At 66.8% G+C, this 14,208-nt stretch carries 14 protein-coding genes and 1 tRNA gene; 8 read left to right on the top strand and 7 right to left on the bottom strand.

All coding sequences use genetic code 11. The features are described from left to right. Positions 1 to 80: 80 nt before the first annotated feature. Positions 81 to 1,877 carry an aminopeptidase P family protein gene (locus tag RPR59_RS03750; RefSeq protein ID WP_313916802.1) on the top strand — a complete coding sequence of 599 codons (1,797 nt, stop codon included), beginning with the start codon at positions 81 to 83 and terminating at the stop codon, positions 1,875 to 1,877. 175 nt (positions 1,878 to 2,052) lie between these two features. Here RPR59_RS03750 and RPR59_RS03745 read toward each other — a convergent pair whose 3' ends face one another. Further along, positions 2,053 to 2,193 carry a hypothetical protein gene (locus RPR59_RS03745; protein WP_313916800.1) on the bottom strand — a complete coding sequence of 47 codons (141 nt, stop codon included), beginning with the start codon at positions 2,191 to 2,193 and terminating at the stop codon, positions 2,053 to 2,055. A gap of 87 nt (positions 2,194 to 2,280) precedes the next feature. On the opposite strand from RPR59_RS03745, the gene RPR59_RS03740 reads away from it, so the two are divergent. The 4 genes from RPR59_RS03740 (at position 2,281) to RPR59_RS03725 (ending at position 5,504) form a co-directional block, all read left to right on the top strand. Then, a tRNA-Thr gene (locus tag RPR59_RS03740) sits at positions 2,281 to 2,355 on the top strand. 145 nt (positions 2,356 to 2,500) lie between these two features. Then, on the top strand, positions 2,501 to 3,625 hold the full coding sequence (locus RPR59_RS03735; RefSeq protein ID WP_313916798.1) for an 8-amino-7-oxononanoate synthase: 1,125 nt from the start codon (positions 2,501 to 2,503) through the stop codon (positions 3,623 to 3,625). Beyond that, positions 3,622 to 4,248, top strand: a complete 627-nt coding sequence (bioD, locus tag RPR59_RS03730; protein WP_313916796.1) for a dethiobiotin synthase — start codon at positions 3,622 to 3,624, stop codon at positions 4,246 to 4,248. The genes RPR59_RS03735 and bioD overlap by 4 nt, the downstream gene beginning before the upstream one ends. Beyond that, entirely contained in the window at positions 4,245 to 5,504 is a 1,260-nt protein-coding gene (locus tag RPR59_RS03725; RefSeq protein ID WP_313916793.1) for an adenosylmethionine--8-amino-7-oxononanoate transaminase, read from the top strand. Before bioD ends, RPR59_RS03725 begins: the two co-directional genes overlap by 4 nt. 315 nt (positions 5,505 to 5,819) lie before the next feature. Here RPR59_RS03725 and RPR59_RS03720 read toward each other — a convergent pair whose 3' ends face one another. Continuing rightward, on the bottom strand, positions 5,820 to 6,650 hold the full coding sequence (locus RPR59_RS03720; protein WP_313916791.1) for an MBL fold metallo-hydrolase: 831 nt from the start codon (positions 6,648 to 6,650) through the stop codon (positions 5,820 to 5,822). Then, entirely contained in the window at positions 6,650 to 7,933 is a 1,284-nt protein-coding gene (gene murA, locus RPR59_RS03715) for a UDP-N-acetylglucosamine 1-carboxyvinyltransferase (protein ID WP_313916788.1), read from the bottom strand. The genes RPR59_RS03720 and murA overlap by 1 nt, the downstream gene beginning before the upstream one ends. Positions 7,934 to 8,060: 127 nt before the next feature. Here murA and RPR59_RS03710 point away from each other — a divergent pair, with 127 nt between their 5' ends. Next, positions 8,061 to 8,807: a Crp/Fnr family transcriptional regulator gene (locus RPR59_RS03710; protein WP_313916786.1), complete on the top strand. Its 747-nt coding sequence runs from the start codon at positions 8,061 to 8,063 to the stop codon at positions 8,805 to 8,807. Positions 8,808 to 8,828: 21 nt separating this feature from the next. Here the strand turns inward: RPR59_RS03710 and clpS are convergent, their stop codons facing one another. The 3 genes from clpS to RPR59_RS03695 form a co-directional block, all read right to left on the bottom strand. Then, entirely contained in the window at positions 8,829 to 9,158 is a 330-nt protein-coding gene (clpS, locus tag RPR59_RS03705; protein ID WP_313918310.1) for an ATP-dependent Clp protease adapter ClpS, read from the bottom strand. A 189-nt stretch (positions 9,159 to 9,347) separates the two neighbouring features. Beyond that, positions 9,348 to 9,785, bottom strand: coding sequence for a phasin family protein (locus RPR59_RS03700; protein ID WP_313916784.1), 438 nt, complete (start codon positions 9,783 to 9,785; stop codon positions 9,348 to 9,350). A 518-nt stretch (positions 9,786 to 10,303) separates the two neighbouring features. After that, entirely contained in the window at positions 10,304 to 12,046 is a 1,743-nt protein-coding gene (locus RPR59_RS03695; RefSeq protein ID WP_313916782.1) for a PHA/PHB synthase family protein, read from the bottom strand. Positions 12,047 to 12,132: 86 nt separating this feature from the next. Here RPR59_RS03695 and RPR59_RS03690 point away from each other — a divergent pair, with 86 nt between their 5' ends. Together RPR59_RS03690 and RPR59_RS03685 are read left to right on the top strand one after the other, a co-directional pair. Beyond that, complete coding sequence (locus RPR59_RS03690) at positions 12,133 to 13,341, top strand: LL-diaminopimelate aminotransferase (RefSeq protein WP_313916780.1); 1,209 nt, start codon at positions 12,133 to 12,135, stop codon at positions 13,339 to 13,341. A gap of 6 nt (positions 13,342 to 13,347) precedes the next feature. Then, entirely contained in the window at positions 13,348 to 13,650 is a 303-nt protein-coding gene (locus tag RPR59_RS03685) for a DUF2061 domain-containing protein (RefSeq protein ID WP_313916778.1), read from the top strand. A 27-nt stretch (positions 13,651 to 13,677) separates the two neighbouring features. Here RPR59_RS03685 and RPR59_RS03680 read toward each other — a convergent pair whose 3' ends face one another. After that, entirely contained in the window at positions 13,678 to 14,163 is a 486-nt protein-coding gene (locus tag RPR59_RS03680) for a winged helix-turn-helix transcriptional regulator (RefSeq protein WP_313916775.1), read from the bottom strand. Positions 14,164 to 14,208 lie beyond the last annotated feature (45 nt).

Here is a 14,208-nt window from a genome sequence, read left to right as displayed (position 1 = left end):
GCAACAATCGGTCGGGCTCGCGCAATCTTTGCAAGGGAACGCCGCGAAAGTTGTGAATCTAACCGTGCGAGAGTGAAACGATGTCCACCCATTCCGACCGACTCAAGGCCCTTCGCGAACAGTTGCGGGCCGACCGGCTCGACGGCTTCGTCGTGCCGCTGACGGATGAGCATATGAGCGAATATGTCGGCGCCTATGCCCAGCGCCTCGCCTGGCTGACGGGGTTCGAGGGTTCGGCCGGCAACGCCGTGGTGCTGCCGGAGGCGGCGGCGATCTTCACCGACGGCCGCTATACCCTGCAGGTGCGCGAACAGGTGTCGGGCGACGATTACGAATATGTCGCGGTGCCCGCGACGAGCATGTCCGACTGGCTGCGCGACCACGCGCCCGAGGGTGGCCGCATCGGCTATGACCCATGGCTGCACACGCGGAGCTGGGTGCGCGAGGCGACGAAGGCGCTTGCCGAACGCGGCGCGGAGCTGGTGCCGGTCGCAAGCAATCCGATCGATGCGATCTGGTCCGACCGCCCCGCCCCCTCGCCGGCGAGGATGGAAGTCTATCCCGAAAAGGCGGCCGGTCGCTCCTCGGCCGACAAGCGCGCCGAAATCGCCGACTGGCTCGCCGGGCGCAAGGCCGATGCGGTGGTCCTGTCGGCACTCGATTCGATTGCATGGACGTTCAACGTGCGCGGCGGCGATGTCGAGCATACGCCGGTCACGCTGAGCTATTCGGTGATCCACTCGGACGGCACCGCCGACCTCTTCATCGACCCGGCGAAGATGACCGATGCGGTGCGCCAGCATCTCGGCAACGCCGTGCGCATCCATGACCGAACAGCATTCGGCGAAGCGCTCAGGGGCTTCTCGGGCAAGCGCGTCGCGGTCGATCCCGGCTTCGGCGTCGCCGCGATTTTCGACGCGCTGGAACAGGGTGGCGCGAAGGTGCTGCCGGTGCGCGACCCGGCGGTCCTCGCCAAGGCGATCAAGAACGAGGCCGAGATTGCCGGGCACCGCCAGGCGCAACTGCGCGACGGCGCGGCGATCGTGCGCTTCCTCCACTGGATCGAGCGCGAAGCGCCGAAGGGCGGTGTCGACGAACTGACCGCCGCGGCGAAGCTGCTCGATTTCCGCAAGGAAACCGGGCTGCTCAAGGACACGTCGTTCGACACCATCTCGGCGACCGGCGGTCACGGCGCGAGCCCGCATTACCGCGTCGATGAAACGTCGAATGCGAAGCTCGAAAAGGGGCAGCTCTTCCTGATCGACTCGGGCGGGCAATATGAAGACGGCACCACCGACATCACCCGCACCGTGCCGGTCGGCGAACCGTCTGCGGAGATGCGCGACCGCTTCACCCGCGTGCTGAAGGGCCATATCGCCATCGACCGGGCGCGCTTTCCCGAGGGCACGACCGGCGGCCAGCTCGACAGCTTCGCGCGCCAGCCGCTCTGGGAAGCCGGGCTCGACTTCGCGCACGGCACCGGCCACGGCGTCGGCGCCTATCTGGGCGTGCATGAAGGGCCGCAACGCATCGCCAAGCCCAATTATCCCGGTGGCGGCCCCGCCGAGCCGCTGGTCGCCGGCATGATATGCTCGAACGAGCCCGGCTATTACAAGGCCGGCGAGTACGGCATCCGCATCGAGAACCTGGTGCTGGTCGTCCCGCACGAGGTGACAGGCGCCGAGGCGCAGGTGCTGGGCTTCGAGACGCTGACCTATGCCCCGATCGAGCGGAACCTGATCGAGCCGATGCTGATGAACGCGGAAGAACTGCGCTGGCTCGATGCCTATCACCAGCGCGTGCTCGACCGGATCGGCCCGCTGCTGGACGACGAAGACCGCGCCTGGCTGGAAAAGAAATGCGCGACGATCGGCTGAGCCTCAAGCCCGCAAACAGATCCCGCATAGCCCTGAGCTTATCGAAGAGCCGCAAAGGTCGAGACGAAATGCCGCGTTGCCCCGAACTTGTCGAAGGGCCGCACTTTCTTCAGGCGAGAGGCCAGTGCTTCGACAGGCTCAGCACGAACGGTGAAAGCTCAGGGAAATCACCGCGTCAATCGGTCGATTCTGGCGGCGAAGCGGGAACCGAGCGCTCTTCCCCGTCGCGCTTGTCCCGCGCCTGTGCCTTGCGGCGCCTGAGATTGGCCCGCAACGCCTGCGCCAGCCGCTGCTTCTTCTCGTCGTCCCGGCTCATATCGCCGCGATAGTCCGCCCGCTACGGGTTGACAATGCGGGGCGTACCTGCACATAGGCCCGCTCCGCCAGCGCACGCTGCGCGAGTGCTGCCGTAGCTCAGTGGTAGAGCGCATCCTTGGTAAGGCTGAGGTCGTGAGTTCAATCCTCACCGGCAGCACCATTTTCCGCAACGATCCCCGGCCGGCCGGCACTCCGGATTCGTCGTGCGTCCTCATCGCCGGCAAGCCGGGCGGATTGCACGCCCACTACCGCGAATTCCTGTCCGCGCCTCGCCATCGCGGCCCGCAGGCGCTAGTCAGCCGGCAATGGCGATTCTCCAGCCCCTGGCCGATCATCTTGGCGATCTCGAAACCGCCCATCGCCGCCGCTCGCTGCAACCGCGATCGGGCCATGACTTCGCATCGAACGATTATCTCGGGCTGCGCGATTCCGCCCGCCTGATCTCGGCCGTCCGCGACGCGCTCGATCGCGGTATCGGAATCGGCTCGGGCGGGTCGCGGCTGCTGCGCGGCAACGATCCCGAACACGAAGCGCTCGAAAGCGAAGCCGCCGCGTTCTTCGGCGCCGAAGCCGCGTTGTTCTTCGCCACCGGCTATGCCGCCAATGCGGCACTGCTCGCGACGCTGCCACAGCGCGGCGACCTGATCGTTCACGACGCGCTGATCCACGCGAGCGCGCATGACGGCATCCGCCTCGCCCGCTGCCCGGCGGTTGTCGCGGAACATGGCGACGCCCAGGCGGTCGAGGATGCGATCCGCCGCTATCGCGGCGAAGGCGGCACCGGCACGCCGTGGATCGCGGTCGAAAGCCTCTACAGCATGGACGGCGACCGCGCGCCGCTGGAAGACCTGGCGGCGATCGCCGCCCGGCACGGGGCAATGCTGTTGATCGACGAAGCGCACGCCACGGGCGTGTTCGGCCCCGACGGCCGTGGGCTGGCGGCCGAGATCGAAGGCGGCGAGAACGTCATCACCCTGCATACCTGCGGCAAGGCGCTCGGCTGCGAGGGCGCGCTCGTCTGCGGCCCTCGCACGGCGATCGATTTCCTGGTCAATCGCGCCCGGCCCTTCATCTTCTCGACCGCGCCGTCGCCGCTGATGGCCGCCGCGGTCCGCGAAGCGTTGCGGATCGTCGCCGACGAGCCCGAACGCCGCCGGACCCTGCTCGCGCTCGCCCGCCATGCGGGGCAGCGGCTGGCGCGCCACGGCGCCACTGCTACCGGATCGCAGATCCTGCCACTGATCCTGGGCGAAGAGGTGCGGACGATGGCGGTCGCGACGACGCTGCAACGGCAGGGATACGATATACGCGGCATCCGCCCGCCGACGGTCCCGGCCGGCACCTCGCGGTTGCGGCTGTCGATCACCACCAATATCGGCATGGATACGATCGACGCACTCGACGCCGCGTTGGCGCAAGGCTTGCGATGAGCAACGCCGTCGTCGTCACCGGCACCGATACCGAAATCGGCAAGACCGTCTTCTCCGCCGCGCTCACCGGCGCGCTGGACGGCTGCTACTGGAAACCGGTGCAGGCCGGGCTCGACGGCGGCAGCGACCGCGAGCGCGTCGCCCGGCTGGCCGGCATGAGCACAGACCGGCTGCTGCCGGAGGCCTATCGCCTCACCACCCCCTGCTCGCCGCATCAGGCCGCCGCCATCGACGGCGTGACGATCGCGGCGGAGCGGCTGGCGCTTCCCGTCTGCGATCGACCGCTGATCGTGGAAGGCGCGGGCGGCGCGCTGGTGCCGCTGACGCGCTCGCTGACCTATGCCGACATTTTCGCGCGGTGGCACTGTCCCACGGTCGTCGTCGCACGTACCGAACTCGGCACGATCAACCATTCGCTGCTGACCGTGGAGGCGTTGCGCGCACGCGGCGTCCCGCTGCTCGGCATCGCCTTTGTCGGCGACGCGAATGAGGAGACGGAGAGCGTGATCGCGGAAATGGCCGGCGTCCGCCGTCTCGGTCGCCTCCCCCGCCTTCCCTCGCTGACGCCGGAGGCGCTGCGCGCCGCCTTTGCCGATCATTTCACCATAGCGGATTTCCGATGACCTCACCCGTCTGGCACCCATTCCACCAGCACGGGCTGGGCGAACCGATCCCGAAGGTCGTGCGCACCGGGGGCAGTTGCCTGTGGACCGGGGACGGCCGGCGGATCATCGACGCGATTTCCTCCTGGTGGGTGACGACGCACGGCCATCGCCACCCGCGCATCATGGCCGCGATCGCCGAACAGACGAAGGCGCTCGACCAGATCATCTTCGCCGGCTGGACGCACGAGCCGGCCGAGGCGCTGGCGCGCGGCCTGACGGAGATCATGCCGGAGCCGCTGGCGCACGTCTTCTATTCCGACAGCGGGTCCACGGCGGTGGAGGTCGCGCTGAAGATGGCGCTGGGCTATTGGCGCAATATCGGCGAGCCAAGGCACCGCATCGCCGTCATGCAGCACAGCTATCACGGCGACACCATCGGCGGCATGTCGGTGGGCGAACGCGGCGTGTTCAACCAGGCTTATGCCCCGCTGCTGTTCGACGTCGCCACCCTGCCCTTTCCGGTCGCGGGATCGGAACAGGCGACGCTCGACGCGCTGGAGGCCGAATGCCGCGGGCCGGAGCCGCTCGCCGCGCTGATCGTGGAGCCGCTGGTGCTGGGCGCGGGCGGCATGCTGATATACCCGCCGGAAATCCTTGCCGCGATGCGCGACATCTGTGCGAAGCACGGCGTGTTGTTCATCGCCGACGAGGTGATGACGGGCTGGGGCCGCACCGGCCCGCTGCTGGCATGCGAGCAGGCCGACATCGTTCCCGACATCGTCTGCCTGTCCAAGGGGCTGACCGGCGGCGCGGTGCCGCTCGCCGTCACCATGGCGACGAAACCGATCTTCGATGCGCATTGTTCGACCGACAAGGCGACGATGTTCTTCCATTCGTCGAGCTACACCGCCAACCCGATCGCATGCGCGGCGGGCGTGGCCAATCTCGCCATCTGGCGCGACGAGCCGGTGCGTGAGGGGATCGCCGATCTGTGCGAGCGCCAGGCGGCCCAGATCGCGCGCTACCGCGATAATCCGGCGGTCCACAATCTGCGCCGGTGCGGCACCATCACCGCGATGGAGATCGGCGATCCCGACGGTGCCTATCTGTCCGATATCGGGCCGCGGCTCGCCCGGATATTCCGCGAGCGCGACATCCTGCTGCGGCCGCTGGGCAACACCGTCTATGTCATGCCGCCTTATTGCGTCAGCGACGACGAACTGGACGAAATCTATGCGGCGATCGACGCCGGCATCGCCGCGGTGACCGGCTAGCGTCACGGTAATCCTCCCCTGAAAGGGGAGGTGGCAGTCCGAAGGACTGACGGAGGGGTGTCCGCCGCCCGCCGCCGTGTACCCCTCCACCGCGCTGCGCGCGGTCCCCCTCCCTTCCAGGGGAGGATTACCGTTGCCGCGATCAGCGTCGAAGGACTCCAGGACCGGGCGCTAGGATCGACCGACATTCAGAAGATGATGAGCCGAAAATGGTGGTTTTGCGTGACCCGGAGCGCAGCGACCTAAAGGGTCGTGAGCACCGGAAGCTCGCAAAGCCGCCATTTGCAGGCCGTCAGGGCTGAATGTCGATCGGTCCTAGGGCTGTTCGCCTTCGAGCAGCTCGACATAGCGCGCAGCCGACCGCGCTACCACGCCATTGCCATCCGCCAGCACCTCGCGCCCGGCAAAGGCACCGTAGATCCGCTCGAACCGCCACGGCGCGAGCATGTGGGCGATACGCCGCACCGATCCGGCCGACAGCGGCATCATGTTGGGATAGCTCCACAGGAACGACACCCGGTCCCGGCCGGGCGTGACCTGTACGATGTCGCCGCTCAACAGGGCGTCCGCACCGTCCGCGCCCTTGCCCCAGTGGAGCACGCAACCGCCGGGAAAATGCCCGCCGAGGCGAAGCACCGTCAGGTCGGGCAGCAGCTCCAGCCGGTCACCGTCCCAGAAGCGAATGGCGGGATGCGCGCGCATCATCCATTGCCGATCGGCGGCGTGCAGGTGGATCGGACAGTCGAACGCCTCGGCCCAGTCCTGCATCGTGGAATAATAATGCGGGTGCGAGATCGCGATGGCGCTCAGCCCGCCCAGCGCCGCGACGATCTCGCGCGTCGCATCGTCGAGCAGCGTCAGGCAGTCCCACAGCACGTTGCCCGCCGGCGTGCGCACCAGGAACGCCCGCTGCCCGATGGCAAAGGAGGGCCGGGTGCGCAGTTCGAACAGGCCCGGCTCGTGCCGGCGCCACGCATTCGCATGGCCCCGCACAACCGCGTCCGGCGTCGTCCAGCTCTGGCCGCCCGGCGGCACGAACTGGCGCTCGTCCTCGCAGATCGGGCAGCGCTCCGGCGGGGCCGCGCTTTCGCGATAGGCGGTGCCGCACGCCTTGCAGATGTGGATCGCCGCCACCTGCGCCCGCATCAGCCGTCGCCGACGCGTTCAATGTCGGCGCCGACGGCCTTCAGCTTTTCCTCCAGCCGTTCATAGCCGCGGTCGAGATGATAGACGCGGTTGACCTGCGTCTCGCCCCTGGCGGCCAGGCCGGCGATGATCAGGCTCATCGATGCGCGCAGGTCGGTCGCCATCACCGGCGCGCCGATCAGGTCGGTATTGCCGCGCACGAAGGCGGCGCGCCCGCGCACCTCGATATGCGCGCCCATCCGCGCCAGTTCCGGCACGTGCATGTAGCGGTTCTCGAAGATCGTCTCGGTCAGCACGCTGGCGCCGTCGGCCTTGCACAGCATCGCCATGAACTGCGCCTGCATGTCGGTGGCGAAGCCGGGAAAGGGCGCCGTCGACAGCGTCAGCGGCCCCATGCCGTTCGACGCTTCCACGCGGATCGCATCCTGGCGTTCCTCGATCGCCACGCCGGCATCGCTGAGCGCGTTCAGCGTGGCGCGCATGTCGCCCGCCGCCGCGCCCACCAGGTCCAGCGACCCACCCGTGATTGCGGCCGCGCAGGCATAGCTTCCCGCCTCGATCCGGTCGGGCATCACGCGGTAGGTGGCGCCGTGCAGCCGGTCGCGGCCCTCGATCTCGATCCGTTCGGTGCCGATGCCGGAAATCGACGCGCCCATCGCCACCAGCAGGTTGCAGAGGTCGACAATCTCGGGCTCGCGCGCGGCGTTTTCCAGCACGCTCGTTCCTTCGGCCAGGACGGCCGCCATCAGCGCATTCTCGGTCGCGCCCACCGAAACGACCGGGAAGGTATAGCACCCGCCGCGCAAGCGCCCGCCGGGTGCTGTCGCCTTCACATAGCCCGCGGCCAGCTCGATCTCCCCGCCCAACGCCTCGATCGCCTTCAGGTGCAGATCGATCGGCCGGTTGCCGATGGCGCAGCCGCCCGGCAGCGACACCGTCGCCTCGCCCGCGCGGGCGAGCAGCGGGCCGAGCACCAGGATCGACGCCCGCATCTTGCGCACGATGTCATAGGGCGCCTCGGTCGCGGTCAGGCGGCCCGCGCGGATCGTCATCACCCGGCCGAAATCGGCCGGCCGGGCGCCCTCGATCTGCGTCGAGGCGCCGAGCTGGTTGAGCAGGTGGCCGAAACTGTCGACATCGGCCAGGCGCGGCAGGTTTCTGAGCGTCAGCGGCTCGTCGGTCAAGAGCGCGCAGGGCATCAGCGCGAGCGCCGCGTTCTTGGCGCCGGAAATGGCGATGCGGCCGGAAAGCGGCGTGCCGCCGCGAATGAGAATGCGATCCATCGGGCACCTTCTATCGCGTGGCCACGGCCATGCAAGGGCAAGGGAAAGTCCGCCCAATTCGCAGAGCTTAACCGACTTTAATGCGCCGTCGCCGGCGCGCTGCTCTTTCGAGCGAAAATCGGGGGTGATGACGTTGAGCCGATCGGCGAGCTGTTTTGCGGAAATCCTCAGTGACCTGGTCGAACTCACCGACAATGAGATCCAGGCGCTGAAACAACTGGAAGCGCGCGAGCGCAATCTGCGCCGGGGGGCCGTGCTGCAGCGCGAGAACGAACCCGACCACGAGCTTTATATCCTGCGCCGGGGCATGATGATGAGCTATGTGCTGCTCGAGGACGGCAGCCGGCAGATCCTGCGCTTCCTGTTTCCCGGCGACATGATCGGCCTGCCCGGCATTCTGTACCGCGGATCGCCGGAGGCGCTGTGCGCGCTGTCGGATTGCGTCGTCTGCCCGTTCGACCGGTCGGCATTGTCCAACCTCATCGTACAGCATCCCCGCCTGGCGGCGCTCATCCTGGTCGTGAACCAGATCGAACGGGTATCGCTGACCGATCGGCTCGCCATGCTGGGGCGCACCACCGCCAAGGCGCGTGTCGGCGCGCTGCTGCTGGAGCTTCGCGACCGGCTGCGGGCGACCGACAAGTCGATCGACAACAGCTTCACGCTGGGCCTGACGCAGGAAGAGATCGGCGACGCGACCGGCCTAACATCGGTTCACGTCAACCGGATGCTGCGCCAATTGGAGCAGGAAGGGTCGATCGCGCGGGTGAACGGCCATGTGACGTTGCTGGACGAAAGCGTGCTCGCGCGGTCGGCCAATTACGTCAACCGCTTCGAGGGGATCGAGATCGACTGGCTGCCGGTTCCACGGTGAAGCCGGCCGGCTTGCCGGGTATCAGGCCTTTTCCAGCGTGCATTGCAGCGGATGCTGGTTCTGGCGCGCGAAGTCCATGACCTGCGCCACCTTGGTTTCCGCCACTTCGTAGCTGAACACGCCGCACACGCCGACGCCCTTCTGATGGACGTGGAGCATCACCCGCGTCGCATCCTCCATGCTCATGCGAAAGAAGCGCTGCAGGCAAAGGACGACGAACTCCATGGGCGTATAGTCGTCGTTGAGCATCAATACCCGATAGGGCGTGGGCTTCTTGGTCTTCGCGCGCGTGCGCGTGGCGACGCCGGTCGCGGCATCGTCATCGTCGAGGCCGTCGCCGTCCTCGGCCATCTGGATCGGGTGATACGGAACTGAAACCATCACAGATCGAAAATATGGCATTGCGGGCCTGCTCGACAAGGGCGGAAATGGTGCCGGACCCGCACAAAGTGGTTTAACGCGCAAAGAAAAGGACGACCGTCCCGAAGGACCGGCCGCCCTCTTTTCCCGTGCGGACGCCTGAGGCGCCGTATCCCCGGATCAGGCCACGGTCTTGGCCTTGTCCGCGGCGACCGCAACGCGGTTCGACAGCGGCTGCGACGCTTCGCCGGCCAGCTTCAGCATGGCCTCGCTCTGCTTCGACGCTTCGGCAACCGCCGAATCGAAGGCGGAGCGGACATAGTCGCTCTGCAGCTTGAAGAAGTCGGTCGGCGACTTGGCCGATGCCATTTCCTTCATCGCGGCCGTCATGGTCTCGAACGACTTGCGGCTATATTCGGCGGCGTCGCGGCCGAACGATTCCAGCCCCTTGGCGGTGATGCGGCCGGATTCGGCCATCGCCTCGACATTGCCCTTGGCGAAGTCGTTCATTTCCTCGACCATCTTCGAGCTTTTCTCCATCGCCGCCTTGGTGCGGTCGTTCATGTCGGCGAACATCGCCTGGGACTTGTCCATCGTCTTTTCTGCAGTGCTAGCCATGGTGGTTGCTTCCTTCCGGGTGCGTGTCGCCGGCTGCGCGGCGGTCTCGGTATCGTCGGCTGCGACCATCGCTGCCGCTTCGCTGTTCTTGGCCGCGGGAGCGGCGGGCTTTGCCGGAGCGGCAATCTCGGGGCGGCTTGCCTCCGCGACCTTTTCCGGGATCTTTTCCGCCGGCTTTGCGGGCGCAGGCGCGGCCTTTGGCTGAGTTGCGGGTGGCTGAGTTGCGGGCGGTGCGGACGGCGCCTTCGCGACAGCGGCCGCACGCTTCGGCTCAGCCGGTTTTGCGGCGGGCGTGGTCTTCGCCTCGGACCTCGCCGTCTTCGCCGGGGCCCGACGCTGCGTCGTCTTGCGGGGGGTGGTCTTCTTCGCGCCCCTGGGCGGGTTCCTGCTGGCCACAGTCCTGGCCTCCTGCTCGATCACCTGATTTTGCGGTGCAGCATATACCGATTCGCAAGGGACTTCGCAAGCGGTATTTGTGCACCGCAACATGACGCTTCCGCACCGTCTCGCGGCCGGGTTCAGCGCGCCTTTACATAGGTCCCCGGCGCATCGCCCAGCGCCTTCAGTCTGCCCTTGCCCGGAATGCGCGCCTTCACCGCTTCCACCTTGTCCGGCGCCTGCTCCGCGATCCAGGCGATCCAATCGGGCCACCAGCTTCCCTTGGTCTCCTTCGCCCCGGCGACGAACTCCGTCAGCGTTTCGACCGCCTCGCTGTTGGTCCAATATTGGTATTTGCCAGACGATGGCGGGTTGACCACCCCGGCGATATGGCCGGACCCGGCCAGCACGAATTTCAGCGGCCCGGCGAAGTGATGCGTGATCTTCCACACGCTCGACGCCGGGGCGATATGATCCTCGCGTCCGGCCTGGACATAGGTCGGTGTCGTGACGCGGGACAGGTCGACCGGCGTTCCGGCGATCACCATGCCGCCCGGCGTCGCCAGCTTGTTGTCGCGATAGAGATCGCGCAGATAGGACCGGTGCCACCCGGCCGGCAGATTGGTGACGTCGGCATTCCAGTGCAGCAGGTCGAACGGCGCGTAATCCTCGCCCAGCAGATAATTGTTGGCGACATAGTTCCAGATCAGGTCGCGCCCGCGCAGCAGGTTGAACGTCGCCGCCATGTAGCGGCCGTCGAGAAAGCCATCGGTCGCCAGCGTCTCGATCAGCTTCATCTGCTCGTCGTCGACGAAGAGTTGCAGGTCGCCCGCATCGGCGAAATCCACCTGGGCGGTGAAGAAGGTGGCGCTCCTCACCTTTTCCGCCTCGCCCCGCGCCGCCAGGATGGCGAGCGTCGCCGCCAGGGTGGTGCCCGCCACGCAATAGCCGACCGTGTGCACCGCCTCGACGCCCAGCAGGTCGCGAACCGTGTCGATGGCGTCGATCTGCCCGCGCTCGACATAATCGTCCCAATATATGTCGGCGAGCGACGCATCGGCCGATTTCCACGAACAGACGAAGACCGTCAGCCCCTGGTCGACCGCCCATCTTATGAAGCTCTTTTCCGCCGTCAGGTCGAGGATATAGAAGCGGTTGATCCAGGGCGGGAAGATGATCAGCGGCGTTTCGTACACCTGCTCGGTCGTGGGCGAATACTGGATCAGTTCGTAAAGCGGCGTGCGCTTCACCACCTTTCCGGGCGTCGTCGCGATATTCTCGCCGACAGCGAACGCTGTCTCGTCGGTATGGGTGAGCTGCCCCCGGCCGAGATCGGTCAGCATGTTCTCCAGCCCCTTGAGCAGATTCTCGCCGCGCGTTTCGATGATCCGTTCGATCACCAGCGGATTGGTCGCGGGAAAGTTCGTGGGGCTCATCGCGTCGATGAAGTGGCGCGTGGCGAAGCGGATCTGTTCCTTCTGCTTCGGGTCGACGCCTTCCAGCGCGTCGACGCCCTTCAGCATGTGGTCGGAAATCAGGAAATAGCTCTGGCGCAGGAAGTCGAACAGCGGGTCCTCGTGCCATTGCGGCGCCCGGAACCGCTTGTCGCGCGCATGTTCGGGCGCGATCTCCGCCGCCTCCGCCTTGGCCGGATCGAGAAAGCGCTGCCACAGCTTCATCGAATCGGACCAGAAATCGGCGCTGGCGCGGGCAAACGCCGCGGGATCGCTCCAGCCGGGCAGCGCACCCGCGTTCATCGTGTGAATGCCGTGTTCCAGCAGCATCTGCTGCGCGCGTCCCAGCAGCCAGGTCCAGTGCTGCAGTTCGGCCAGGGTCGCGGTGCCGCCGGTGGGGTTTTCCTGCGTAATACTTTCCTCCGGCATATTTTTCTCTCCTTGGGAGACCGCTCGACGCAACCTATAACCTGTCGGACCGTGCCAAGCGATTCACGGCTCTGGAGGTCCAACGCATGTCCGACGAATTCTATCGCATCCGCAGATTGCCGCCCTATGTCATCGCCGAAGTGAACGGCATGCGGGCTGCGGCGCGCGCGGCGGGCGAGGATATCATCGACCTCGGCATGGGCAATCCCGACATGCCGCCGCCCGACCATGTCGTCGACAAGCTCGCCGAGGTCGCGCGCAAGCCCGATGCGCACGGCTATTCGGCGTCCAGGGGCATTCGCGGCCTGCGCCGCGCCCAGGCGGAATATTACGGCCGTCGCTTCGGCGTCGACCTCGACCCGGAAAGCGAGGTCGTGGTCACGCTGGGCTCCAAGGAAGGGCTCGCCAACCTCGCCCAGGCGATCACCGCGCCGGGCGACGTGATTCTGGCGCCCAATCCGTCCTATCCCATCCACACCTTCGGCTTCATCATCGCCGGCGCGACCATCCGCAGCGTGCCGACCACGCCTGACGAGCGGTATTTCGAGGCGCTGGAAAAGGCGGTGCACTATACCGTGCCGCGCCCGTCGGTGCTAGTCATGGGCTATCCATCCAACCCCACGGCGGAGGTGGTCGACCTCGACTTCTACGAACGCGTCGTCGCCTTCGCGAAGGAAAACGGGCTCTGGATCCTGTCCGACCTCGCTTATTCGGAAATCTATTTCGACGGCAGGCCGACGCCGTCCATCCTGCAGGTGCCCGGCGCAAAGGACGTCGCGGTCGAGTTCACCAGCATGTCCAAGACCTATTCCATGGCCGGCTGGCGGATCGGCTTCGCGGTCGGCAACAAGCAGTTGATCGCCGCGCTGACGCGGGTGAAGTCCTATCTTGATTACGGCGCGTTCACCCCCGTTCAGGCCGCCGCCGTCGCCGCGATCAACGGGCCTCAGGATTGCGTCGAACAGAACCGGCAACGCTATCAGAACCGGCGCGACGTGCTGGTCGAAAGCTTCGCCCGCGCCGGGTGGGAGATCCCGTCGCCGCCGGCCTCCATGTTCGCCTGGGCGCCCCTGCCGCCGGCGCTGGCGCATTTAGGCAGCCTTGAGTTCTCCAAACAATTGCTAACCCATGCCAAGGTCGCGGTCGCGCCCGGTGTCGGCTATGGCGAGAACGGTGAAGGCTATGTACGGATCGCAATGGTGGAGAACGAACAACGGCTGCGTCAGGCGGCGCGCAACGTGAAGCGCTATTTCCAGAGCATGGGCGTCGCCACGCCCGAAGCACGATCGGCGTAGGCCGGCATGTTCCTGTTTCGCGGTGTCGAAAGCCATCCCCGCTCGATCACCAAGGCGTTCTCGTGGCGCGCACTGGGCAGCATCGACACGTTCGTGCTGAGCTGGCTGTTCACCGGCAACGTGTCGGCCGCGGGCGCCATCGCCAGCACGGAGATCTTCACCAAGATCCTCCTCTTCTATTTCCACGAACGGATCTGGGCGCTGGTGCCGTGGGGGCACGTACTGACGCCCGAGATGCGGGAATATAATGAAAAGCAGCGCGCGGCGTCGGCCCCGGAGGACCAGCCGGCGGCCGAAACCGGGGACTGACCGGACCCGCCGGCGCCGCGCCGCCGCTTATTCGGCAGCTTCGGCCTTGCCGTAAACATCCTCGGGCAGCGCCCAGACCAGGTCGTCCTTTTCCAGCACCCGGCCGTCATGCGCGCGCACCGACACCTGGGCGATCGGCTTGCGATCGCGGGCGTCGACCAGGATCGGGTTCGCCGCCACGCCGGTTTCCCACCGCTCGCCCCACTGGCGCAGCGCAACCATCGTCGGCAACAGCGCAAAGCCCTTTTCCGTCAGCCGGTATTCGATCTTGCGCCGGTCCTCCGGCAATGGCCGGCGCTCCAGGATGCCGTGGCCGACGAGGCGGGCCAGCCGGTTCGCCAGGATGTTGCGCGCGATGCCGAGTTCCGACTGGAATTCCTCGAAATGATGCAGGCCGTTGAACGCCGCGCGCAGGATGAGGAACGACCAACGCTCACCCATGGCTTCCAGCGCCGCCGGAAGGCTGCAGCAGGCGGCCAGTTCGCGCAGCGGTTCTCTCAAGGGATCAGCCATGTCCGGCAGCTTAGCGGCAACCGCGCCGTCCGCAAAGGCGGGCCG

The sequence above is a fragment of the Stakelama saccharophila genome (genome assembly GCF_032229225.1).
GTDB classification, from domain to species: Bacteria; Pseudomonadota; Alphaproteobacteria; order Sphingomonadales; family Sphingomonadaceae; genus Sphingomonas; species Sphingomonas saccharophila.
The sequence above is the reverse complement of the archived record's forward strand: the minus strand, read 5'-3'. Positions and strand labels throughout refer to the sequence as shown.